At 69.7% G+C, this 20,816-nt stretch carries 20 protein-coding genes; 5 read left to right on the top strand and 15 right to left on the bottom strand.

Annotated features, from left to right (window positions below; genetic code table 11):
- Positions 1-49: 49 nt before the first annotated feature.
- Both ACGFIF_RS16895 and ACGFIF_RS16890 read left to right on the top strand, forming a co-directional pair.
- A complete protein-coding gene (locus tag ACGFIF_RS16895; RefSeq protein ID WP_393155361.1) occupies positions 50-562 on the top strand; it encodes a MarR family winged helix-turn-helix transcriptional regulator in 513 nt (170 codons plus the stop codon).
- Between the two features lie 63 nt (positions 563-625).
- Positions 626-1,312, top strand: a complete 687-nt coding sequence (locus ACGFIF_RS16890) for an alpha/beta hydrolase (RefSeq protein WP_393155359.1) — start codon at positions 626-628, stop codon at positions 1,310-1,312.
- Between the two features lie 6 nt (positions 1,313-1,318).
- Here the strand turns inward: ACGFIF_RS16890 and ACGFIF_RS16885 are convergent, their stop codons facing one another.
- Positions 1,319-5,467, bottom strand: a complete 4,149-nt coding sequence (locus ACGFIF_RS16885) for a CHAT domain-containing protein (protein WP_393155358.1) — start codon at positions 5,465-5,467, stop codon at positions 1,319-1,321.
- 177 nt (positions 5,468-5,644) lie between these two features.
- Here ACGFIF_RS16885 and ACGFIF_RS16880 point away from each other — a divergent pair, with 177 nt between their 5' ends.
- Complete coding sequence (locus ACGFIF_RS16880) at positions 5,645-5,968, top strand: hypothetical protein (RefSeq protein ID WP_393155356.1); 324 nt, start codon at positions 5,645-5,647, stop codon at positions 5,966-5,968.
- Positions 5,965-6,942, top strand: a complete 978-nt coding sequence (locus ACGFIF_RS16875) for a hypothetical protein (RefSeq protein WP_393155355.1) — start codon at positions 5,965-5,967, stop codon at positions 6,940-6,942. Before ACGFIF_RS16880 ends, ACGFIF_RS16875 begins: the two co-directional genes overlap by 4 nt.
- A 21-nt stretch (positions 6,943-6,963) precedes the next feature.
- On the opposite strand, the gene ACGFIF_RS16870 is transcribed toward ACGFIF_RS16875, so the two are convergent.
- From ACGFIF_RS16870 to ACGFIF_RS16825, 10 genes are read right to left on the bottom strand one after another with little or no spacing between them, the layout of a single operon-like run.
- The gene (locus ACGFIF_RS16870; RefSeq protein ID WP_393155353.1) at positions 6,964-7,785 is read right to left on the bottom strand and encodes an IclR family transcriptional regulator; all 822 of its coding nucleotides are present in this window, start codon (positions 7,783-7,785) and stop codon (positions 6,964-6,966) included.
- Positions 7,786-7,792: 7 nt separating this feature from the next.
- Positions 7,793-8,569: an SRPBCC family protein gene (locus tag ACGFIF_RS16865; protein WP_393155352.1), complete on the bottom strand. Its 777-nt coding sequence runs from the start codon at positions 8,567-8,569 to the stop codon at positions 7,793-7,795.
- Entirely contained in the window at positions 8,566-10,062 is a 1,497-nt protein-coding gene (locus ACGFIF_RS16860) for a CoA-acylating methylmalonate-semialdehyde dehydrogenase (protein ID WP_393155482.1), read from the bottom strand. Before ACGFIF_RS16860 ends, ACGFIF_RS16865 begins: the two co-directional genes overlap by 4 nt.
- Before the next feature lie 11 nt (positions 10,063-10,073).
- Positions 10,074-10,772 (bottom strand): ABC transporter ATP-binding protein, encoded by a 699-nt coding sequence (locus tag ACGFIF_RS16855; protein WP_393155351.1) that lies wholly within the window; start codon positions 10,770-10,772, stop codon positions 10,074-10,076.
- On the bottom strand, positions 10,769-11,458 hold the full coding sequence (locus ACGFIF_RS16850) for an ABC transporter ATP-binding protein (RefSeq protein ID WP_393155350.1): 690 nt from the start codon (positions 11,456-11,458) through the stop codon (positions 10,769-10,771). Before ACGFIF_RS16850 ends, ACGFIF_RS16855 begins: the two co-directional genes overlap by 4 nt.
- Positions 11,455-13,629, bottom strand: coding sequence for an ABC transporter substrate-binding protein (locus ACGFIF_RS16845; RefSeq protein WP_393155349.1), 2,175 nt, complete (start codon positions 13,627-13,629; stop codon positions 11,455-11,457). The genes ACGFIF_RS16850 and ACGFIF_RS16845 overlap by 4 nt, the downstream gene beginning before the upstream one ends.
- Positions 13,629-14,492, bottom strand: coding sequence for a branched-chain amino acid ABC transporter permease (locus tag ACGFIF_RS16840; RefSeq protein WP_393155347.1), 864 nt, complete (start codon positions 14,490-14,492; stop codon positions 13,629-13,631). The genes ACGFIF_RS16845 and ACGFIF_RS16840 overlap by 1 nt, the downstream gene beginning before the upstream one ends.
- Entirely contained in the window at positions 14,492-16,900 is a 2,409-nt protein-coding gene (locus ACGFIF_RS16835; protein ID WP_393155345.1) for a xanthine dehydrogenase family protein molybdopterin-binding subunit, read from the bottom strand. Before ACGFIF_RS16835 ends, ACGFIF_RS16840 begins: the two co-directional genes overlap by 1 nt.
- On the bottom strand, positions 16,893-17,396 hold the full coding sequence (locus tag ACGFIF_RS16830; protein WP_393155343.1) for a (2Fe-2S)-binding protein: 504 nt from the start codon (positions 17,394-17,396) through the stop codon (positions 16,893-16,895). Before ACGFIF_RS16830 ends, ACGFIF_RS16835 begins: the two co-directional genes overlap by 8 nt.
- Positions 17,389-18,252 carry an FAD binding domain-containing protein gene (locus ACGFIF_RS16825; protein WP_393155341.1) on the bottom strand — a complete coding sequence of 288 codons (864 nt, stop codon included), beginning with the start codon at positions 18,250-18,252 and terminating at the stop codon, positions 17,389-17,391. Before ACGFIF_RS16825 ends, ACGFIF_RS16830 begins: the two co-directional genes overlap by 8 nt.
- Positions 18,253-18,436: 184 nt before the next feature.
- Between ACGFIF_RS16825 and ACGFIF_RS16820 the strand changes: the two genes are divergently transcribed.
- Positions 18,437-18,931, top strand: a complete 495-nt coding sequence (locus tag ACGFIF_RS16820) for a DUF1269 domain-containing protein (protein WP_393155340.1) — start codon at positions 18,437-18,439, stop codon at positions 18,929-18,931.
- Positions 18,932-18,936: 5 nt separating this feature from the next.
- Here ACGFIF_RS16820 and ACGFIF_RS16815 read toward each other — a convergent pair whose 3' ends face one another.
- The 4 genes from ACGFIF_RS16815 to ACGFIF_RS16800 all read right to left on the bottom strand — a co-directional run bounded on the left by ACGFIF_RS16815 (position 18,937) and on the right by ACGFIF_RS16800 (position 20,721).
- Positions 18,937-19,614, bottom strand: coding sequence for a GAP family protein (locus tag ACGFIF_RS16815; RefSeq protein ID WP_393155339.1), 678 nt, complete (start codon positions 19,612-19,614; stop codon positions 18,937-18,939).
- A 94-nt stretch (positions 19,615-19,708) separates the two neighbouring features.
- A complete protein-coding gene (locus tag ACGFIF_RS16810) occupies positions 19,709-19,930 on the bottom strand; it encodes a hypothetical protein (protein WP_393155337.1) in 222 nt (73 codons plus the stop codon).
- A gap of 90 nt (positions 19,931-20,020) precedes the next feature.
- The gene (locus ACGFIF_RS16805) at positions 20,021-20,281 is read right to left on the bottom strand and encodes an SHOCT domain-containing protein (RefSeq protein ID WP_393155335.1); all 261 of its coding nucleotides are present in this window, start codon (positions 20,279-20,281) and stop codon (positions 20,021-20,023) included.
- Positions 20,282-20,292: 11 nt separating this feature from the next.
- Positions 20,293-20,721, bottom strand: a complete 429-nt coding sequence (locus ACGFIF_RS16800; RefSeq protein WP_393155334.1) for a DUF6325 family protein — start codon at positions 20,719-20,721, stop codon at positions 20,293-20,295.
- Positions 20,722-20,816: the final 95 nt, after the last annotated feature.

The raw sequence follows: 20,816 nt of genomic DNA, 5'->3' as shown, positions 1-20,816 counted from the left end.
ATTAGTATGTCCTCATAACTATGGGCAGGCAATCAACTATGCTGGCGATGTGACCAAGAACCCATCGCCGCGGCGCAGCCCGCGGAGAGCCCGCAGATCAGCCGCCGAGCAGAGCTGGGCCGACCTCGCCGACCTGGCACTGGTCATCAGCAGGGAACTCCAGTACCGCGGTTACACGGACGCGGAGGCGGTCGGCTTGACCCAGTCCGAAGGCATGGTGATGCGCTACCTGCTCCAGGACGAAGCCACAGCCGCCCCCAGCCAGATCGCTGCCGCCACCGGGCTTCAACGCACCAACCTGTCCACGACGCTGCGTGGCCTGGAGCACAAGGGCCTGATCGAGCGGCAGGCCAACCCGGCCGACGGCCGCGGCGTCACCGTCAGCGCAACAGAGCATGGCCGCGCCAACTACGCCCTGGTGAGACACGAGTGGGCGACCGCCGTTGGTGAGGCCGCAGGCGACGACACACACCTCGATGCAGCCCTCACGCTGCTCACCACGATCAGGGACGGCCTGGTCAAGGCCCGCCCCCAGTCCCCCTCCCGCCACCCACCGGCCTAGCCGGCCCGCGTCATCCAGCCATCAACAGCCGCGATGGACTCCTGGGCGGGCAGACTGTCGGCCATGTCGGACGACAATCGCATCTTGTTGCTGGGGTTTCATCCTGAAGACGGGCGTGTGATCATCGCGCGGAACAACCCGGACAATGCGCGGTATGTCGTCGTCATCGTTCCTGGTGTCGGCACTGGGCCGCTTCACCTGGACCGGCTGATGGAGCAGGCGGAGAATCTGTTTCGCCGGCTCGCGGTGGCGCCGGACGACGACGACATCTCGGTGGTTGTCTGGGCCGACTACGTGGCGCCTCAGACGGCGGCGGAGGCTCGGGACCCGGCGTACGCCGTACCGGGCGTTCCTCGGCTCGCGAGTTTCCTCGCCGGCCTGCCGGTGACGGCGGAAGCCTTCGGGCGCCACAAGAAGGCGGCCAGGGTGGTGGTGATCGCGCAAGGGTACGGCGGACTGGTCGCCGGATTCGCCGGACGAGATCACGGTCTGACCGCGGATGCGTTGGTGTTCCTTGGCTGCCCGGCGGCCGGTGTCGAGACGGCGGAGATGCTGCGGGCCTTCGGGCCGGTCTATGCGACCTCGGCCGACGTCGGCGGTGACGGCACTCCGACCGGTGTGCACGGTCCACGGCCGGACAGCCCGGAGTTCGGCGCGACGCTGCTCCGATCCGGCCCGTTGTCGTTCCGGAGCGATCCGTTCGTCCGGTATCTCCCGTCGCTCCGTCCGATCATCCTGGGCGAGGCATGACCACGCTCATGAGCCGAAGTGCATGTGCGACGCCCACAGGGACGGTGTGCCGGGGTAGCAGTCGCGCTGCTCACGGATAGCCCGGTGCAGGGAGTACGCGGCGCGGGCGGGGTCGAGAGTCTCGGTGCCCGGGATGCGTAGCCCGCGATAGAAGTCTTCGGTGATCTCGACCGCGACTTCGTCGTCCAGCTCCCACAACGTTCCGACGACCTGCGGGAAACCGGCCGCCTGCAGGGCCCCGGCAAGGTGCATCGCCTCATCCAGCAGGCGATCGGCCGAGTTCACGGCGGTGTGACAGGCGGAGAGATACGCCAGTTGTGCGCCGTCGAGATTGACGGCGCTGAGGTCACCGACGCTCAGTGGGTTCTGTTCGTGGTCGTGCAACAAGAGTCGACTGTTCGCCGGGTTCTCGATGTCGTAGCTCCCGTGGCAGGCGAAGTGCGCGATGCGATTGCGGGGCAGCTCCGCAAGGACCTGGTATCGATCGGGCCGGGTCAGGATGTGCGGGCTGGGCAGAATGCCGGTCAGCAGTTCGGTTTCGGTGACGACGTTGCGCAGCTCCGACAGCCCCGGAGTGACGGGCATGGCGATGATCAGTGAGCGGTTCGGGGCAGCATTGGCGGCTGCCTGCCGGTGCCGAGCGTGCCGCAGGCTTCTGATCGTGGGGGTGTAGGAGGACACGACTCGGTCCAGCACCGTCCGCCCGCTTGCCGGGGTGTCGTGGTGCCCCGCAGCGTGCAGCGGCAACAGGCTGAGGTATCCACCGGGTGCCCACCACAACCGCGGCAACGATGCATCATCGGCGAGAGTCCCGTGGTAGCCGAGGGCATCGAGCACCGGGCCGGTGACGTTGTCCCAGAGCCATTTGAGCACCTCCGTCAGGACGCCTTGCGCCGCAACGCGATCCGCGCCCGGATCGTACGCTTCGCGGAGTGCGACGTGGAACGCGTTGACTTGGTCGATCACCGCGGGTGCCGTCAGGGCCGGCAGCGGTAGTGCCGTGATGTCGTCCTTGGTGAGCAGGAGTGCGTGGCCGCCGTACGCGACGTTGAACGTGACGACCGGGCCCTGGTCAGCCGCCCTACGCAACTCGTCCGCGGTCGGAGGAAGGGCGAAGGTCGCGAACCCGTCCAGCCGCTGGATCTCTCGCAGCGTCGCGGTCAACTCCGCGGCCGCTCCGATGCGGTCCCCGCCCTCGTGGATGGCCGGGTCGGCGTCCCGATCGAGCAGCTCGCGGAGCGCGGTGAATCGGGTCGCCAGGTCGGGGCGAACCTGCCGGAGATCGGTCAGGTCGCCTCGAGTGTCCAGGAGCTGGCTCAAGAGCACCGCCCGCCCCGCTTCCAGCAACGACAGTGCACGCTCGGCGCGTTGCTCCGCCGGGCGGCCCGGGGCGAGCAGCGCCAACGCCGCGGCATTGTCGGCGAGGCCGGTGGCCGACTGGATGGCGTGCCGCTGTTCGTGGTGGCGCATGCGGCGTGGCGCGATTTCGGGCACGAGATGAACCGCGGATTCCAGCAGGTCGGCGGCGAGCGCCAGCTCTTCGGTGCCAGGGGCCCGATTCTCGACCGCGAGCCAGGCGCCCATCTTGGCCCCCTCCACCCGGATTCGCGGTGCCGCCGTGGCGCAGCCGACGAGGTCCGCGAGCACGCGGAGCGCCTCCGACCGGTCCGCCTCGATATCGACCCCGGGGTCGGTCTCGCCGCGGGAACCACGGCGGCCGGTGTCCCGGATCCGGACTTCGAGCGCTCGCGCCAGGGTGAGCAGCAACTTCGGTCGGTCGAAGTCTTCGTCCCCCGCGGCCAGCACGGCCTGACGCGCGGCATCCACTGCCTCGCCGATGTCGCCGGAGTACGGCTGCAGGTCGAAGCGGGCGCGCAGCAGCCCGGAGAGGTTCGCGAACGCATCCGCCCGGCGATCGCTGTCCCCCGGCAGGAGCCCGGTCGCGCGGCGGGCTAGCTCGATGGCCTCGTCAAGGTCAGGCTCGGCGCCGAGCTGCTCGAACCGGATTCTCAACGTATCGCTCACCGATACGAGGAAGAGGGCGTTGCCGGGATCGTGCGCGAGCGCGCGCCGACCGTTCTCCAGTGCTTCGTCGAGGTCCGGACCATTGCCGGTCCGGGTGAACCGGGCCTTGAGCGCGTAGCTGAGCGACATCACGCCGCGGGTGTGTTCGGCGTCATCGCCGCTGGTCACCGCGACCACCTGGCGTCGCGTCCGGATCGCCTCGTCGATGTCGGCCGGCACATCGGTCCATTCGAACCGCCGCAGCAGGTACGCGCTGAGCAGGCGCAACACCTCGGCATGTCCGGGCTCGTCCCGGCCGGTCCGGTCGTCCCAGATGTCCGAGGCACGCAACTGGATGTATCCACGGGGCCGACGGCTCGACGACGGACCGCCGGTGGCGATCGCTGCGGCAGCGCGTCGTACCAGGGTGATCGCTGCGTCGAGATCGTCCAGCACCGCCGCCACCCGAGCGCGCTGGTCCAGCACGTGCGCCAGGTTGAGCAGCACGCCCGGTGGTGGCTCGGGCAGTGCCGACACGGCAACGTCGCGCGCGATGCTCGCGGCCTCGTCCAGGTCGCCGCGCCCGTCCTGGTGCGGGTAGCGGATGAACAATGCACCGCAGAGATCCGACAGGCAGTACAGCCGATCGATGTCGGTTGCCGCGGCCGTCACGGCAGCGCGGAGGGCGTCGACCACCTCGTCCAGATCTCGCGGATCCTTCCTTCTGTGAAAGCGATCCAGCAGCGCGAACGCAACGCCGGACAGACGCTCGCTCCGCTCGGGGGCACCGGCCAGGGTGGCCTCGACGATCGTCCGCCGGGCAGCGATCGCTTCGTCCTGATCACCGGGTACGCCGGAGCTCTCGAAGCGCGCCGACAGCCCTCGATCGAGCAACTCCACCGCGGAGACCCGGCCCGGGTCATCTGCCGGCCCGGCGGCTGCTCGGCGGCTCACGGCTATGGCCTCGTCCAGATCCGCAGCCACGTGCGTCTTCCCGTACCGCGCCAGGAGCGCGCTACCGAGTCTGATCAGGCGGCCGGCTTGCACGGGACTGCTCACCCGGGTGAGCGAGACAAGCCGGCGAGCGGCCACGATGGCCTCGTCCAGGTCTTCCGCGCGTCCGCTCAGGTCGAACCTGCTCCGCAACACGGCTTCGAGATTCGACAGGAACATCTCCGCGTCGAGCTGTCCCTCGCCGGCCTGCACGGCAAGGCGCCCGGCCCGCACGGCTTCGTCCAGGTCCGCTGCCGGGCCGCCGAGGGTGAAACCCTGGTGCAGCGCCCTGGCGAGGTTGTTGAGCATGGCCGGCCGGTTCGGATCAGCGGTGTGTGCGGTCGCGACCGCACGCCGGGCGGCGTCGGTCGCCTCGGCCAGATCGTCCGGACTGCTCGTCAGGTCGAAGCGCATCAGCAGCACTGCGCTCAGGTTCGACAGCATGCCGGCCAGCTTGTCCGCCGTGGCCACGGCAACAGACCGGCGCCCGAGGGCGATGGCCTCGTCCAGATCCCGTGCGTCGTGGGTGTGCTCGTGGCGGGTCTTGAGAATCGCGCAGAGATTCGACAGGTACATGTCGATGTTGCGATCGCCGTCGCCGAGTTCCACCGCCCGGCGGACGGCAGCCACCGCGTTGTCGATGTCTTCGGTGTCACCGGTTTGCTGGAACCGGGTGAGCAGTGCGACCCCGAGGAACGACATCCGCCGGGCAATCTCCGGTTGTGTCGCCGGAGCGGCTTCCAGCACGTGGCCGCATCGGACGATCGCCTCCGTCAGCAGTGCCGTGTCGCGGCTCGCCCTCGCGTGTTCGACCATGGCGGTCAGCTCCGGCATGGCCAGCTCCCCGAGTGCGGGCAGCAGCTGCTCGGGGAACCCCAGTTGACCGATCAAGCTCGCCGCCGGGGACAGCAGCTCCAGCGCGTTGTCGATCGCGGATTGCTGCTGCCAGTCCGGCAGGGCCTCGGCCTGGTGCCACGTCAGCCAGCCGAGCACGTACCTGGCCTCGACGTCCAGGGAGTGTCGTTCATCCAGGCTGCGCGCCAGGTCCGCCGCCACCGCCACGACAACCGGCGCCAACGCCGGCGATGGATCGAGGGTCTCCCGGATTCGCGACAGGACCTCGCCGAGTTGCTCGATCAGGTCGTCCCGAGATCCCATTCCGATCCTCCTGTGTGGCGACTGTGACTTAGCGTACGATTGCGGCAGCTCGCGGTGCTGGGACCGCGGGAATCTACCTTCTGGGGAAGGTCAGTGGGACGCGGTCACAGGTCGACGGAGCAAGTCGCTGACGCCATCGCGTATGTCTGCGAGAACACCGCTCAGATCCGCGCCACCTTGACCCGTGGCCCCGCGGACGGTCTGCGACAGTTCGACGAACTGCTCGCCGCCCTGTGCGACGGAGCAGACCCGGTCGACCTGCTCGAAACCGTGCACCGCACGTTGCGCCAGGCACAGGACGCCGTCGGTGTGTTCGGCCGCAACCGGGACGCGTCGATGACGACGCTGGCCGGGATCCACCGCGATCGCCCCCGAGAGCCCGTCCTGCTGTGTCCGCGCGCCGGCCATCCGTGCACACGTTTCGCCTGGCCGGACCGCGGCGACGTACCACTCTGTGCCGTGACCGATGCTCCCCTCCGACGTACGACGCTCGCGCCGTGACCGGGATTCTCGCTGGGTTCAGTGGCCAGCTCGGCAAAGACCTCGCCGACAGGTGGCTCGGCCTGCTGGCGCTGCCTGGCGCGCTGTTTCTCGCGATCGTGGCGACCGCGCGGGCAGTCGGTCAGGCGCACGCGCTGGATGTTTCCCGGCTGGTGCACCGGATCACCGAGTGGGCGCATGATCCCGCGGTCAACACCGTTGGCGGCCAGGTTGTGTTGCTGGTGGCCGCGCTCGCCATGTCCGTGGCGGTTGGACTGGTCGCTCGCGTCCTTGGGTCGGCGATCGAGCGGGTGGTGCTGGCGGCGGACTGGCAGTCCTGGCCGCGCCCGGCGCGCGGGGTCGCGCGGCGCCGAACTCGAGCGCGCCAGAGCCGGTGGGACGAGGCGCACCGCGAATACAGCACTCGATGGGCCGAAGCAGCGCACGCGATGGCGATGAACCGTCGGCTCGATCCGGAGACGCGACATGCCGCGCTCCACGTCAGGTCGTCGATCGCCATCGAAAGGCCGGACCGGCCGACCTGGAGCGGTGACCGGATCCACGGCGTCTCGGTACGGCTGCTCCGGGATCATCGGCTCGACCTCGCCCTCCTCTGGCCGCACCTGTGGCTGATACTTCCCGATGAGGCGCGGAAGGAGATCACCGCGGCACGGACTGCCATGACTCGGGCAACCGAGCTCGGGGCGTGGGCGGTGCTCTATGCACCGCTGACCTACTTGTGGTGGCCCGCCGCCATCATCGCGGCCCTGCTCGGACTGACCGCACGTCGGCGCACCCGCGCCGCGACGGACAGCTATGCCCGGCTTGTCGAGGCAGCCGTCCGCCTTCACGCCCGCGACCTCGCGCAGCGCCTCGGCTTCGACTACGCCGGCCCGCTGCCCGCCGACGCCGGCGACCGGTTCGACGAGCTGCTCAAGTCCGCGCCGCCGGCGGTAGTCGCGTCCGAACCGGAGCGGGACCAACTTGCCCATTGACCGACGCGCGTAGCGTCTCGGTCAGGGGCGGCGGTTCTGTAGGGGCAGCGAGTCGACGGGCACTGGGGCGTGCACCGGGCCGCCCAGGCGAGCGGTCAGCGTGTGGGCCAGGCGCAGGAGGGACTCGGCGGCTTGTTTGCCTCGGTTCTGGTCGACTGCTGCTTTGACCATGCTCACGCTCAATGCGCCCACCGGGCGGCCGGAGCTGTCGGTGACGGCGGCGCCGACACAGATCATGCCGAGGGCGGTTTCCTCGTCGTCGATGGCGTAGTGGCGGGCGCGGATGTTCTCGAGGTCGCAGTCCAGGTGGGATCGGTTGGCGATGCTGTGCTGGGTCAGTACGTCGAACTGGTTGTCGGCGTAGAGGGCGTCCAGTTCGGCGACGGGGAGAGCTGCGAGCAGGGACTTGCCGCTGGCAGTGCAGTGGGCAGGGAGACGCATGCCGATCTCGTAGTGCACGCCGACCGGGCGGCTGCCGTGTCGCGTGCCGACGTACAGGACGTTTCTGCCGTCCAGGATGGACAGCAGGATGGTGTCCTCCGGGAGTAGGCCCAGTTCGGTGTCGACCCGGCGGAACTCCGTGGCAATGTCGGAGCGGGCAAGGTAGGCACGGCCGAGCTGGACCAGCTTCCAGCCGAGGAGGTAGCTGCCGGTGTCGGAGCGCACGAGCAGCCCCGCCTCGACGAGAGTGGTGCAGACCGAGAGGCAACTGCTCTTCGGCGCTCCGATGGCGCGTGCGATCTCGCTGAGGGTCAGGCCGTTCGGCGCGTCCGACACCACTTCCAGGGCGCGGGCGGCTCGGGCTACGGCAGGCACGGTGGGTTTCCCACTGACGTCGGGCACGCCATGATCATCGCCGAAGCCTTCGAACCAGTAACACCGCACCCGCCAACAGAGCGAGAACTGGTGCCACTCGCTTGGCCATGGGCAGCGCCACGGCACGGAGCAGGTCGAGGCGGCCGTCGGGATCGGTGCGGCCGCCACCGAATCCGCGCGCGACGGCGCCGTGCTCGGAGTCGTCGGCGGCACTATCGCCTCCGGCAAGATCGTCAGCGGTCACCGGGGCGTCGTCCGGCCAGTTCTCCGCGGCGAGGTTCGTCAGCGTCTTCTTCTGGACCTTCTGCGCGGTGCCGTTCGTGGTGGCGGGCGCCGCGGCGCGGGGCGTCACCGCGACCGGGCCGCGGTTGCCTGCGATCTCGTTCTCCAGCGTCGTGACGAACTGGCTCAGCAGACCGTTGCTGATCTCGACGATCACGCCCCGGCCGAACTGGGCCAGGCGGCCCGAGATCGACAGGTCGGTATCGATGGCGACGTGGGTGCCCGCCCCGACCGGCTCCAACCGCATGGTGACCGTGGCCGACGCGCCGCCCTTTCCGCGGGTCTCGCGGCCCGACGCCTGCCACACCACCGTCCACGCCTCGACGTCGCGTTCGACGAACCGGGCCTCACCCTCGTACGTCGCCGCGATCGGGCCAACCTTGATCTTCAGGCCACCGCGATAGACGTCATCGGTGGCCTCGGTCAGGTGGACGCCCGGCACGCACGGGGCGATCCGTTCCAGGTCGGTGAGCACCTGCCACGCCTGTTCCACCGGCAACCGCACGTCGAACGCATGTGTCAGCTTCACGATGCCGCCGCCGCCCCCGGGAAGCGCAGGTCCAGTCCGCCGCCGGTCTCGGCCCAGCGACTGGTCACGACCTTGCGACGGGTGAAGAACCGTACGCCGTCCTCGCCGTACTGGCCCGCGTCGCCGAACAGGGACTTCTTCCAGCCGCCGAACGGGAAGTACGGGATGGGCACCGGGATCGGCACGTTCAGGCCGACCATGCCGACCTGCACCGCGTGCTGGAACCGCCGCGCGGCCACGCCGTCCCGGGTGAACACGGACACGCCGTTGCCGTACTCGTTCGCGTTCACCAGTCCGATCGCCCCGTCGAGGCTGTCGACCCGGAGCATGACCAGCACCGGGCCGAAGATCTCGTCGCGGTAGATCGACATCGACGGGTCGACGTGGTCGAACAGGGTTGGTGCGAGGAAGTAGCCGTCGGCAGGCAAGTCGGCGGCCCTGCCGTCGGCGACCAGGTGCGCGCCGGCCTCGACACCCGCGGCGACGTACCCACGCACCTTCTCGAGGTGTTCGGCCGTCACCAGCGGGCCCATGTCCGCACCCGCGGCCCGACCGTCCACCACGGACAGCTTGCCGATCCTGGTGACCAGCTTGTCCCGCAACGCGTCGCCGATGTCGCCGACCGCGACGGCGACCGAGATCGCCATACACCGCTCCCCCGCCGAACCGTACGCGGCGGACACCAACGCGTCGGCCGCCGCGTCGAGGTCCGCGTCCGGCAGCACCACCAGGTGGTTCTTCGCGCCGCCCAACGCCTGCACGCGTTTCCCGTGCGCCGCGGCGGTCTCGTACACATGCCTGGCAATCGGTGTCGACCCGACGAAGCTGACCGCGGCGATGTCCGGGTGCGTCAGGATCGAGTTCACCGCGTCGGCACCACCGTGTACGACGTTGAGCACGCCCGGCGGCAGACCAGCCCGTTCGGCCAGTGCGGCCAACTCGTTCGACGCCGACGGGTCCTTCTCCGAGGGCTTCAGTACGAACGCATTACCGCAGGCAACCGCGATCGGGAACATCCACATCGGCACCATGACGGGAAAGTTGAACGGCGTGATGCCGGCGACCACGCCGAGCGGCTGCCGGATCGAGTAGGTGTCGATGCCGCGGGACACGTTCTCGCTGAACTCGCCCTTCATCAGGTGCGGGATGCCGGAGGCGAACTTCGCGACATCAATGCCGGCGTTGATCTCGCCGTGCGCGTCGGTGAGCGTCTTGCCGTGCTCGGACGTGATCATCGTCGCGAGCGCGTCGCGGTTCTCCTGCACCAGCCGCACGAAGTCCAGCAGCACCTGCTGCCGCGCGCCGAGGGACGCCGCGCCCCAGTCGGTCTGCGCGTCGCGGGCGACCCGGACGGCACGTACGACGGTCTCGCCGCCGCCGAGCGCGACCCGGCCGGACACCGTGCCCAGCGCGGGGTCGTGGACGTCCGCCCACTCAGGCGGCGCCTCGGCGACGGGCCCGCCGCCGATGTAGTGGTTGATCGTCTTCACGATGTTCCTTCCCGTCACACGCCGAGGTAGCGGTCGAGCAGGTCGTCCCGCTCGGACAGCTCACTGGTTGGCAGCTCGGCGGCGACGCTGCCGCGGTCGATGAAATACACGCGGTCGGACACCCGCCGCACCATGGACAGGTCCTGCTCGGCGATCAGCACGCCGACCCCGCTCTCGTGCAGGAGCCGGATGATGTCGCCGACCTGCCGGACCACGCGGGGCGCCAGCCCTTCGCTCGGCTCATCGAGCAACAGCAGCCGAGGGTTGGTCATCAGCGCCCGCGCGATCGCGAGCATCTGCTGCTCGCCGCCGGACAGCGTGCCGGCGCGGTGACCGGTCCGTTCCGCGAGGCGCGGGAACAGGCCGTGCACCCGCTCCACCGTCCACGGCCCAGGCCGGGCGACCACATCGAGGTGCTCGCTGACGGTGAGACTCGGGAAGATTCGCCGTCCCTGGGGCACGTAACCGATCCCAGCCCTGGCAACGTCGTGTGGCTTGCGCCCGGCCAGCTCTGTCTGGCCGAACCGGACGCTGCCGGCCGTGACGCGGGGCGACGAGAGCGCCATCAACGCTTTGAGGGTCGTGGTCTTGCCCATGCCGTTGCGGCCGGCGAGTGCGACCGCCTCGCCCTGCGCGACGGTCAGCGCGACATCGGAGATCACTGGATGCCCTTGGTAGCCGGCGGACAGCACGCTCACCGTGAAGGTGCTCATTCGTCGTCCCCACTTCCGAGGTACACCTCGCGGACCGCCGCATGCGACCGGATCTCGCCGGCCGGCGCGTCCGCGACGAGCTTTCCGTTGGACAGGCACAGGACCCGGTCGACCAGCCCGAGCACGAGGTCCATGTCGTGCTCGATGAGCAGCACGGTCACGTCGTCCGGCAGGTCGCGGATCGCGTCGGAGACGGTGACCCGCTCCGCCGCGCCGAGGCCGGCCGCCGGTTCGTCGAGCAGCAGCACGGACGCGCCGGTCGCGAACGTGACGGCCAACTCGACCATGCGCTGCTGTCCGTAGCCGAGGTCGGCGACCTCGGTGTCCAGCCAGTCGTAGAGCCCGAACCGCTCGACCACCTCGTCGAGCGGCCGGCCGCGCGCGGCGAGGCGCAGGTTCTCCGCGACGGTCAGCGTTGTGAACAGCGCGGTGATCTGGAACGTGCGGCCGATGCCCATGCGGGCGCGACGGCGGGCCGGGCTGCGGGAAATGTCGCGATCGTTGAACCGCAGGTTCCCGCTGCTGGCCCGCTCTCCGCCGGCGATGACCCGGAACAGCGTGGTCTTGCCGGCGCCGTTCGGGCCGATCACGCCGACCCGTTCGCCGGACCGCACCTCGAACGTGACGTCGTCGATGGCGCGCAGGCCGCCGTACTCGCGGCCGACGCCGGTCAGTGTGAGTGTCATTTGGTCGCCCCCTGGTATTCGCGGGAGAACACGGGCCGGTCCAGGTACTCCTCGTAGGACAGTCCTCCGGTGGCGCCGACGTCGGGGAACTCTTCGGTGACCGTGTTCCACGGCAGCCCGCCGGGGCCCGGCTTCACCTTGCGCAGGTACACCGTGTAGATCGGCTGGCCGCGGTCGTCGACGCTGATCGGGCCGAACACGCTGTCGTCGTACGAGATCGTGCGCAGCGTCCGGACGAAGTCGGTCGCGTCGCCGACCTTGCCGCCGTTGGCTTCGAGCGCGCGGGCGGTCCAGTCGGCCGCGAGGTAGCCGCTCGCCGCGTAGTAGCTCGGCAGCTTGCCGTACTTCTTCTGGAACGCCGCGGCGAACGTGCTGGACGCCGGCGAGTCACGACCCTCGGCGTAGTGCCCGATCGACACCAGACCCATCGCGGCCTTGCCGACACCACGCAGTACGGCCTGGTCGAACGACGGGTCGGAGCCGAGCAGTGTCATCCGCCCGTCCATGCCGAAGTCCCGCCACGCCTTGAGGAACTTGACGCTGTCCGCGCCGATGAGCCCGACGAACACGGCGTCGGCGTCGGATTGGCGCAGCTGCGAGATGAACGGCGCGAAGTCGGAACTGCCCAGCGGCGGCCACAGCTGACCGGCCAGCGAGCCACCCGACGCGGTGAGGCCACTGGCGAACCCGCCGCACACCTCTTGCCCGAACGTGTAGTCCGAGCAGATCGTGACGACCCGGTCGTGTCCCTCCTTCGCGGCCCACTCACCGAGCGGCACGTTGAACTGCGGTGCGGTGCCGGTGACCGGGAAGACGTTCGGGTACGAGTCGTGGACGAAGACGTCGCTCGTGGGGATCGGGTAGACCAGCGGCACATCGGTGGTGGTGACGTAGCGGCCGAGCGCGACGCCGACGTTGCCGGCGAGCGGGCCGATCACCAGGTCGGCCTGCCGCTGCTCGACGAGCCGCTTGGTGACCTGTACGCCGGTCTCCGTCGAGCCCTGGTCGTCCTCGACGAGCAGGTCGACCTCCCGGCCGGCCATCTTGTTGTCGTGCTCGGCGAGCCAGAGCTGGGTGCCTTGCAACATGTCCAGCCCGGCACCGGCCAGGGCGCCGGACAGACTGTCGACGTACCCGACGGTGATCGGACCGGTGGTCCGTTCCGCGTCGGCGTCGGTGGCGAGGGCGGGCGCACACGCGGTCAGCGCACCGGCGACGGCGACGGTGGCCGCGAGCTTCTTGGCGCGCCGGGACTTCAGCCACTGTGCGACGGTGCCGGTGATGCCGTTGCGGGCGAACAGGACCACGACGATCAGGACGATGCCCATGACCGTCGGCCAGCGCGGGGTCTCCGCGGACACCGCGGCCCGCAGTACGGTCAGCAGGATCGCGCCGAGGGCGGGGCCGAGGAACATGCCTGAGCCACCGACGATCACCATCAGCATGAAGAGGATCGACGTGGACAGGTGCGCGGTCGACGGGCTGACCACCGGGTAGTAGCCGGCGTAGAGCACCCCGGCGATCGCGGTGACCGCGCCGGACACGAGGAACGCGACGAACCGCTGCCCGGACGGCGAGTAGCCGATGCTGGTCATCCGTACGGCGCTGTCACGAGTACCGCGGATGCGGATCCCGGCGCCGGACCGGAGGAACAGCCACAACGCGGCCGCGACCACGACGAACACCGCAAGCACGAGCCAGTAGTACTGGTAGTACTGGGTGAACCCGCCGGGCCGGATGCCGGACAGCGCACCGTTCTCGCCGCCGGTCAGCGCCGAATACCGGTGCGCGAGGCCCCAGATCAGCATGCCGGTCGCGAGGGTGATCATCAGGAAGTACATGGCGGTGGTGCGTACTGCGGCGATCGCGAAGATCGCGGTGACAGCGATGGTGACCGCGATCGCGACGATCGCCGACGTGAGGAAGCCGAGGTCGTAGCGGGTCTGGGTCAGCGCCGCGGTGTACGCGCTGACCGCGAACAGCCCGGCGTGGCCGACCGAGACGAGCCCGGCGTGCCCGATGAGGACGTTCAGGCCGAGGGCAACGATCGCGAAGATGATCGCCTCGGTGGCGATACCGACCCAGTACTGACCGGTGACGTAGGGAACCAACAGACCCACAACAGCGAGTGCGCCGAGGACAGCCGCGTTCTTGGAGATCAGATTGGACATCAGAGCCTCCCGCCCAGAAGTCCGCGCGGCCGCGCTACCAGCACGAGCAGCATCGGTCCGAACAAGATGAAGTAGAGGAGGTCGGACGCCAGCGTCACACCGAAGCTGTAGACCAGGCCGACCGCGAGGGCGCCGAGTACCGCGCCCTGCAGGCTGCCCAGCCCGCCGACCACGACGACCACCAGCGCGAACAGCAGCATCTCGGCGTCCGCGCCGGGGTAGACGCCGAAGAAGACGCCGCCGACGACACCGCTCGCGCCGGCCAGCAACGCGCCGAGCACGAACACACCGGCCGCGACTCGCCGCACGTTGACGCCGAGCGCGTCGAGCATCTCCTCGTCGTCGACGCCGGCACGGATGATCGCGCCGACCCTGGTGCGTTTGAGCAGCACCCACAACCCGATCGCGACGACGAGCGCGGCGACGATCACCGCGAGCCGGAACTTCGGTACGACGAAGTCGCCCAGGGCGACGCTGCCGGCGAGCGCGCCCGGCGGATCGATGGTGAGTGAGTCGCCGCCGAACCGGGCCAGCGCGAGGTCGGCGAGCACGAGGGAGACGCCGACCGACAGCAGCACCTCGGACAGCTCCAGCCCACGGACCCGGCGGTAGACGACGCGTTCGAGGATGCCGCCGCCGACCGCGACGCCGAGCGCCCCGACCAGCAGCGCCACGAGCCAGCTGCCGGTCGCGCCGAGTGTGACCAGGCCGAGGTAGCCGCCCCAGAGGTAGAAGGTGCCGTGCGCCAGGTTGAGCACGCCCATCAGGCTGAAGATGAGCGTGAAGCCGCTGGCGACGAGGAAGAGCAGACCGGCGAAACTGAGGCCGTTGAACGTGGTGAGAAGTAACTCGCTCCCGGACATCACTGTCCTTTCTGGAGGGTGGGTAGGGGTGGGAGGCTCGGTGTGTCCGGGTCGTCCGGCCACTCCTCCCCCGCGGCCTCGTCCAGAGCGCGCAGCACCCGTTCCGGGGTGATGGGTTGATGCCACACGCGCGCGTTCCGTTGTGCCAGCGCGTTGTTGACCGCGTTGTGCACGGCGGCCGGCGCGCCTGCCGCGCCCGCCTCGCCTGCGCCTTTCGTGCCGAGCATGGTGTTCGGGCTCGGAGTCTCGATGTGGGTGACGTCGATGTCCGGCAGCTCCGGACCGGTCGGCAGCAGGTAGTCGAGCAGCGTGGACGTCAGCAGCTGCCCGTTCTCGTCGTAGTACAGCCGTTCGTACAGCGCGCCACCGATGCCCTGCACGACGCCCCCGCGGACCTGTCCGTCCACGATGGTCGGGTTGATCAGGACACCGCAGTCCTCGACGCAGTAGTAGTCGACGACGTGGACGATGCCGGTGTCCTCCTCGACCTCCACCACCGCCGCGTGCGCGCCGTTGTTGAAGGTGACGTTCGGGCCGACGTACTCACCGACCACCGACAGCCCGATCCGCAGCTCCTCCGGCAGTTTGTGCGTCCGCCAGTGCGCCGCCTCGGCGACCTCGTCGATTCCCATCCGGACGGTCGGTACGCCGGTCGCCCGCACCGACCCGTCCGTCAGCTCGAGGTCACCCGGATCGATCTCGAGCAGGTGCCCCGCGATCGCCAGCACCCGGTCCCGCACCTCGCGGGCCGCCGACGCCGCTGCGCCGGAGCTGACCACCGCGGAGCGAGATGCCCACACCCCGGTCCCGTGCGGGACGGTCTTCGTGTCGCCGGAGATCACCGTGATGCGGTCGAACGGGACGCCGAGGTGGTCGGCGACCACTTGCGCGGCCGTCGTGTGCAAGCCCTGCCCCTGACCCGGCGTGCCGAGCAGCACGGTCACCGAGCCGTCCGCCTCGACGCGAACCTCCACCTGGTCGTGCGCGGTGATCGGCGCGCCGCGTGCGCCGTAGAACGCGACGCCGGGCGCGGTGACCTCGACGAAGCACGACATCCCGACGCCGAGCAGCCGGCCGGGCGCCGGTTCGCGCGCCGGGATGCGGTCGAGCAGCCGGGCCAGGGACTCCTGGTGCGAGCCGGAGTCGTAGACGTGGCCGGTGATCGACGTGTACGGCAGTTCGTCCGGGGCGATCAGGTTGCGGCGGCGCAGCTCACCTGCGTCGATGGCCAAGCGCCGGGCGGCCTCGTCGAGGACCGCCTCCATGACCAGGATCGCGACCGGGTGGCCGACCCCGCGGTACACCGCGAGCGGCGCCTTGTTGGTGATCGCGACCCGCAGGTGCCCGGCGTACGCCGGAATCCGGTACGGGCCGGGCATGATCGTCGCGACCTGGATGCCCTCGGTCACCATGCTGCGCGGATAGACGGAGAACGCGCCACCATCGCTGACGATCTCCGCGCGCAGCCCCAGGATCGTGCCGTCCTCGGACAGCGCGAGCGCCGCCGTGACGCGTTCGTCGCGCGACTGCGTGTCGGACTGCAGCGCCTCCACCCGGTCCTGGATCCACTTCACCGGCCGGCCGAGCAGCATCGACGCGGCACACGTGGCCAGCTCGTCCGGGTAGACGTGCGCCTTCATGCCGAACGCGCCGCCGACCTCGTCGGTGAGGATCCGCACGTTCGACTCGCGCAGGCTGAGCAGCTCGGCGAACGTCGACTGCAGCATGTGCGGTGCCTGCGTGGACAACCGCACGGTCAGCGACCGCGCGGTCGGATCGAACTCGGCGACCGCGCCGCGCGGCTCGATCGCGGTCGCCGTGTGCCGGGCGGTGGAGATGCCGACCTCGACGACCTCGGCCGCCGCCGCGAACGCCGCGGCCACATCGCCGCTGCCGAAGGTGCTCTCGAAGGCCAGGTTCGTGCCGAGCTCGTCGTGCACGAACACCGAGTCGGCCGTCACCGCGGCCACCGCGTCCACGATCGCGGGCAGCTCGGCGTACTCCGCCTCGACCAGCTCGAGCGCGTCCTCGGCGACCGCCCTGCTCTCGGCGACGACGATCGCGACCGGTTCGCCGACATAGTGGACCTTTCCGGTGGCGAGCGGCCGCTGGTCGCCGGACACGAGCCCGGGCCAGTCGAGCAGCCCCTTCCACGACCGGCACACCTTGTTGACGTCGTCGGCCGTGAACACCGCGTGGACGCCGTCGAGCGCGCGGGCCGCGTCGACGTCGAGCCGGGTGATCGTGCCGTGCGCGAGGGGCGCGCGGACGAAGGCGGCGTGCAGGCAGCGGGCCGGCGTCACGTCGTCGGCGTACTTCCCTTTGCCGAGCAGGATCTTGGGATCCTCGACCCGCCGGACCCGTCGGCCGACCCACGTCGACGTGTCGATCGCCGTCGAGTCATTCATGCCGGCTCCGCTCCTCGGCGTACTCGGCGACCGCGTCGACGATCGGCTGGTAACCGGTGCAGCGGCAGATGTTGCCGGACAGCCGCTCCCGGATCCGCTCCCGCGACATCGTCGGCTCCTCCTCGACGGCGACGACCCCGGCCATCAGGAACCCCGGCGTACAGAACCCGCATTGCAGCGCCTGGTGCTTCCAGAACTTCTCCTGCAGCGGATGCAGGACCGCCTCATTGCCGTCCCGTTCGGCCAGGCCCTCGACTGTCTCGACGGCGGCGCCGTCGGCCTGCACCGCAAGCGTCAGGCAGCTCCGCACCGGCGCGCCGTCGAGCAGCACCGTGCACGCGCCGCACACGCCGTGCTCGCAGCCGAGGTGCGTGCCGGTCAGTCCGAGCTCGTGCCGAAGGCAGTCAGCGACGGTGGTGCGCGGCGTTACCCGAGCGGTCTCCCGCTGACCGTTCACCGTCAGAGACACGGGTGTCGGATCGTTGGCCTCACGCATGGGTGACCTCCAGAGGTAGCGCTGCCCGCAGTGACTTCTCGACGAGACGAACCCCGGCCTTGCGCCGGTACGTCGCTGATCCGTGCAGATCCCCGAGTACGTCGAGGCCGTCGAACGCATGTGCGGCGGCCTCGGTCAGCACCTGCGGGGTCAGTTCCGCCCCGAGCAGTGCCTGTTCGGCGACCGTGGCCCGCTTGGCGGTGCCGGCCACCCCGAACAGGGCGATGCGGGCGTCGGTGCAGCGCCCGTCCGGCCCGGCGTCGAGCACGGTGATGACGCCGACCAGCGCGAAGTCGCCATCGCGGCGGGCGATCTCGAGCACGGACGCCCGTGCGGTCGGGGCCAGCTCCGGCAGCTCGACGCCGGCGACCAGCTCACCCTCTCCGAGCGCGGTCAAGTAGGGGCCGAGGAAGAAGTCGGCGGCGACCACCTTGCGTCTGCGGGTGGCGCTCGCGACCCTGACAGCCCCGTCCAGCGCCAACAGCAGCGCGGGCATCTCGGCGGCCGGATCGGCGTGCGCGACCGCGCCGCAGACGGTCCCGCGGGTGCGGATCTCGACGTGGCCGACCTTGGCCAGGCAGTCGGTCAGCAGCGGATGTCCGGCCGACTGCTCGGCGGTGCGGGCGGTCACGGCGGCCGAGATCACCGCCCGCCCGTTCCGGATGGCGTGACCGCCCAGGTCAGCGGCTTTGGTGATGTCCACGAGCAGCGCCGGCTGCGACATCCGCAACGCCATCACCGGCAACAGACTCTGCCCGCCGGCCAGCACCCGAGCGTCCGCGCCGTGCCTCGCCAGCAACGCAGTCGCCTCCTCGAGCGACTCGACGCGCTGGTACGCGAACGCGGGCAGTTTCACGACCACGACCTCCGGCTTGTTCGAAATGCTGAACGCAGTTCCGTGTATTGAACACCGAGTTTGGCGACGGTCGTAGTGACTGTCAAGACCACGCGGCCGGGCACTCACCCGGGTGGGGTGAGGTGACGCCGGGGTGGGGACCGCAGGGTGGAGGGGGTCGGGTGGGGCGCGATAGGGAGTGGCGATGTCGACGCTGACGGTGTGGAAGTTCGCGAGCTGGGACGGGGCAAATCAGGCGATCGCAACCCTGGAAGCGCTGGCCAAGCAGGACCTGATCAAGATCCACGACGCCGCGTCGGTGTCGTGGCAGCCGGAGAAGCGCCGGCCCAAGACTCGGCAACTACGCAATCTGACCGGGGTCGGGGCGATCGGTGGCATGTTCTGGGGGATGCTCTTCGGGATGATCTTCCTGATGCCGTTCGCCGGTGCCGCGATCGGTGCCGCGTCCGGCGCCATCGCCGGTTCGCTGGCCGATGTGGGGATCGACGACGACTTCATCAAAGCCGTTCGCGACCAGGTCACTCCTGGTACGTCGGCACTGTTCCTGATGACCAGTGACGTCGTACAGGACAAGGTGAAGGCGACGTTCGAGGCGACCGGGCTGCGGCGACCAGAGCTCATCCAGTCGAACCTGTCGAGCGAGCAGGAGGCGGCGTTGCGCGAGATGTTCGGCGGGTGACGCCGTCAGCGGAACAGGTCGAGGCCGTTGCCGATCATGACGGCGGAGAGCACGGTCAGCAGAACGATGGTGATCGTGTTCAGGTTGGTCAGGAGCCAGGTCTCGACGGACTTCAGGGTCCGCGCCGACTTCTCCGCTCCGGTGACGGCAATCGCCAGCAGCGGAACGAGAACCGTCAGCGAGGCCACGACGACGAAGACGACCACGGCGCCGATCGCGGAGGCAGTACCAAGGCCCGCTCCGCCGATGTAGCTGCCGGCGCTCAGGACCAGCGGAAGGTTCTTGAAGTTCGCCAGCACCGCACCGGCACCCGTCAGCACCAGGCCGAGTGCCGACATTGTCACGATTCGATCGACAATTGCCGGCCGAGGTGGAGGCGCACCAGGCTCCGGGCGTCGACGCCAGTACCTGACCGCGAGAACCGCGAACAGTACGCCGACTGCCAACTGCAGGAGGTCGACGCCGTCACGCGCCGCCTCCCCGTTGTCCTCGGCGACCGTGTCCGTGAGCCAGGCGACGAGTCCGACGGCGATCGCCAAGGCGCCGACCCAGCCGACGGCGAAGCTCAGCCCGGCCCGGACCGGTCGGGGGGACATCAGCACCAGCACGATGCAGATCATCGGCACCGGGCTCAAGGCGATCGCCATCGCCTGCGGAAGAACCGCACCAACGACGGGCCACAACTGGACCACTCTCCCTCGTAGAGCGGACGTCGTCGTCTCCGAGCACCCGCACAGCACCTGAAAGGCTCCACGGAGAACCGGCGCAGCGCAATGCTCAGGGATCTTCCGGCGGCCGGGACGGCGGGACCTGCATGACCTCGAGGATGTCGATGCCCAGCATGTCGAGGTGGTTGAGGATGCCGGCCAGCGCGGCCTGATCGGCGAGGTATCCATGCAGAACGGTCTGCGCCGGTTCCGGATCGGCGGCCAGCGAAGGGAACGCGTCGGTCAGGTCGCGCGACAGGGTTCCCTTGACGCGGATGACGTAGTGGCCCATGGGAAGCCCCTTTCACGGCCCGTCGACTCGACTCTGCTGCGCCCGCCGCCGGGACACATCACCCTTCTCGGGCGACGGGGCGGCCTGCCGTCAGGTGCTGTTCAGGATCTTGGCCTTCTCGGCCTCGAACTCCGCGTCTGTGAGTACGCCACGGTCGCGCAACTCACCGAGTTCCTTCAGTTGCCGCAGCACCGGCGACCTGTCCGGACCGGATGACGTCACGGCCCGGGGCGGCGCGGCGGCGGTGGACGCAGCCCAGGCTCCCTGCTGCCTGGCGGCGACGCGGTTGTGGACGCGGGCTGCCGTCCCGGCAACGACGGCCGTTCGCGCCGCGGTCCTGAACAGTCTCATCGTCGCTCCTCTCAGTCCTCGAGTGCCGCCTCGAAATCCGCGGCCGGAATCCGTCCGGTCGCGGCCAGCCGGGCGCCCTCGCCCCGGAGCGCGGCCTCCATCGACACGATCCACTCGTTCTCGTAGATGACGACGACCCCCAGGTTGCCGGGCTCGATGAAGGCACCCGCCTCGCGGATGTCATCGGCGTCCAGCAATCCCGACGAAGCGCCGATGAACGGCGTCAGCGCGGACAGTTCAGGCGCAGCGCTCGGCGTGACCAGCGACATCTCGCCATCGGCCGCCTTACTCACCACCTCGAGGTCGAGGATGCGGACCAGATCCCGCTCCGCGAGGTTCAGCAGCGCGCCGAATCCTCGTGGCCCCGGACCGGCCGGCGGAATCTCGACCACGAGCAGGTCGATCGGACCGAGAACATGCTCGGCGTCCTGCTCCGGCATCAGGGCCTCCACTCCATCGCCGTACTCCAGGAGACGGCCACCGTCCCAAGCAGTCAGGACCGGACGCATCACCCGGATCGGGTGACTTCGCCGGC

This window comes from Kribbella sp. NPDC049174, from assembly GCF_043197365.1.
In the GTDB taxonomy this organism is placed as follows: Bacteria; Actinomycetota; Actinomycetes; order Propionibacteriales; family Kribbellaceae; genus Kribbella.
Note: the sequence above shows the minus strand (reverse complement) of the source record. Positions and strands in the feature narration are given on the sequence as shown.

Coding starts and splice junctions, on each gene's coding strand:
- ACGFIF_RS16800 (WP_393155334.1), bottom strand. CDS start 20,721: ATGCCGGAGCAGGACGCCGAGCATGTTCTCGGTCCGATCGACCTGCTC.
- ACGFIF_RS16835 (WP_393155345.1), bottom strand. CDS start 16,900: ATGAATGACTCGACGGCGATCGACACGTCGACGTGGGTCGGCCGACGG.
- ACGFIF_RS16810 (WP_393155337.1), bottom strand. CDS start 19,930: ATGGGCCACTACGTCATCCGCGTCAAGGGAACCCTGTCGCGCGACCTG.
- ACGFIF_RS16840 (WP_393155347.1), bottom strand. CDS start 14,492: ATGTCCGGGAGCGAGTTACTTCTCACCACGTTCAACGGCCTCAGTTTC.
- ACGFIF_RS16855 (WP_393155351.1), bottom strand. CDS start 10,772: ATGAGCACCTTCACGGTGAGCGTGCTGTCCGCCGGCTACCAAGGGCAT.
- ACGFIF_RS16845 (WP_393155349.1), bottom strand. CDS start 13,629: ATGTCCAATCTGATCTCCAAGAACGCGGCTGTCCTCGGCGCACTCGCT.
- ACGFIF_RS16890 (WP_393155359.1), top strand. CDS start 626: ATGTCGGACGACAATCGCATCTTGTTGCTGGGGTTTCATCCTGAAGAC.
- ACGFIF_RS16805 (WP_393155335.1), bottom strand. CDS start 20,281: ATGAGACTGTTCAGGACCGCGGCGCGAACGGCCGTCGTTGCCGGGACG.
- ACGFIF_RS16850 (WP_393155350.1), bottom strand. CDS start 11,458: ATGACACTCACACTGACCGGCGTCGGCCGCGAGTACGGCGGCCTGCGC.
- ACGFIF_RS16820 (WP_393155340.1), top strand. CDS start 18,437: ATGTCGACGCTGACGGTGTGGAAGTTCGCGAGCTGGGACGGGGCAAAT.
- ACGFIF_RS16830 (WP_393155343.1), bottom strand. CDS start 17,396: ATGCGTGAGGCCAACGATCCGACACCCGTGTCTCTGACGGTGAACGGT.
- ACGFIF_RS16885 (WP_393155358.1), bottom strand. CDS start 5,467: ATGGGATCTCGGGACGACCTGATCGAGCAACTCGGCGAGGTCCTGTCG.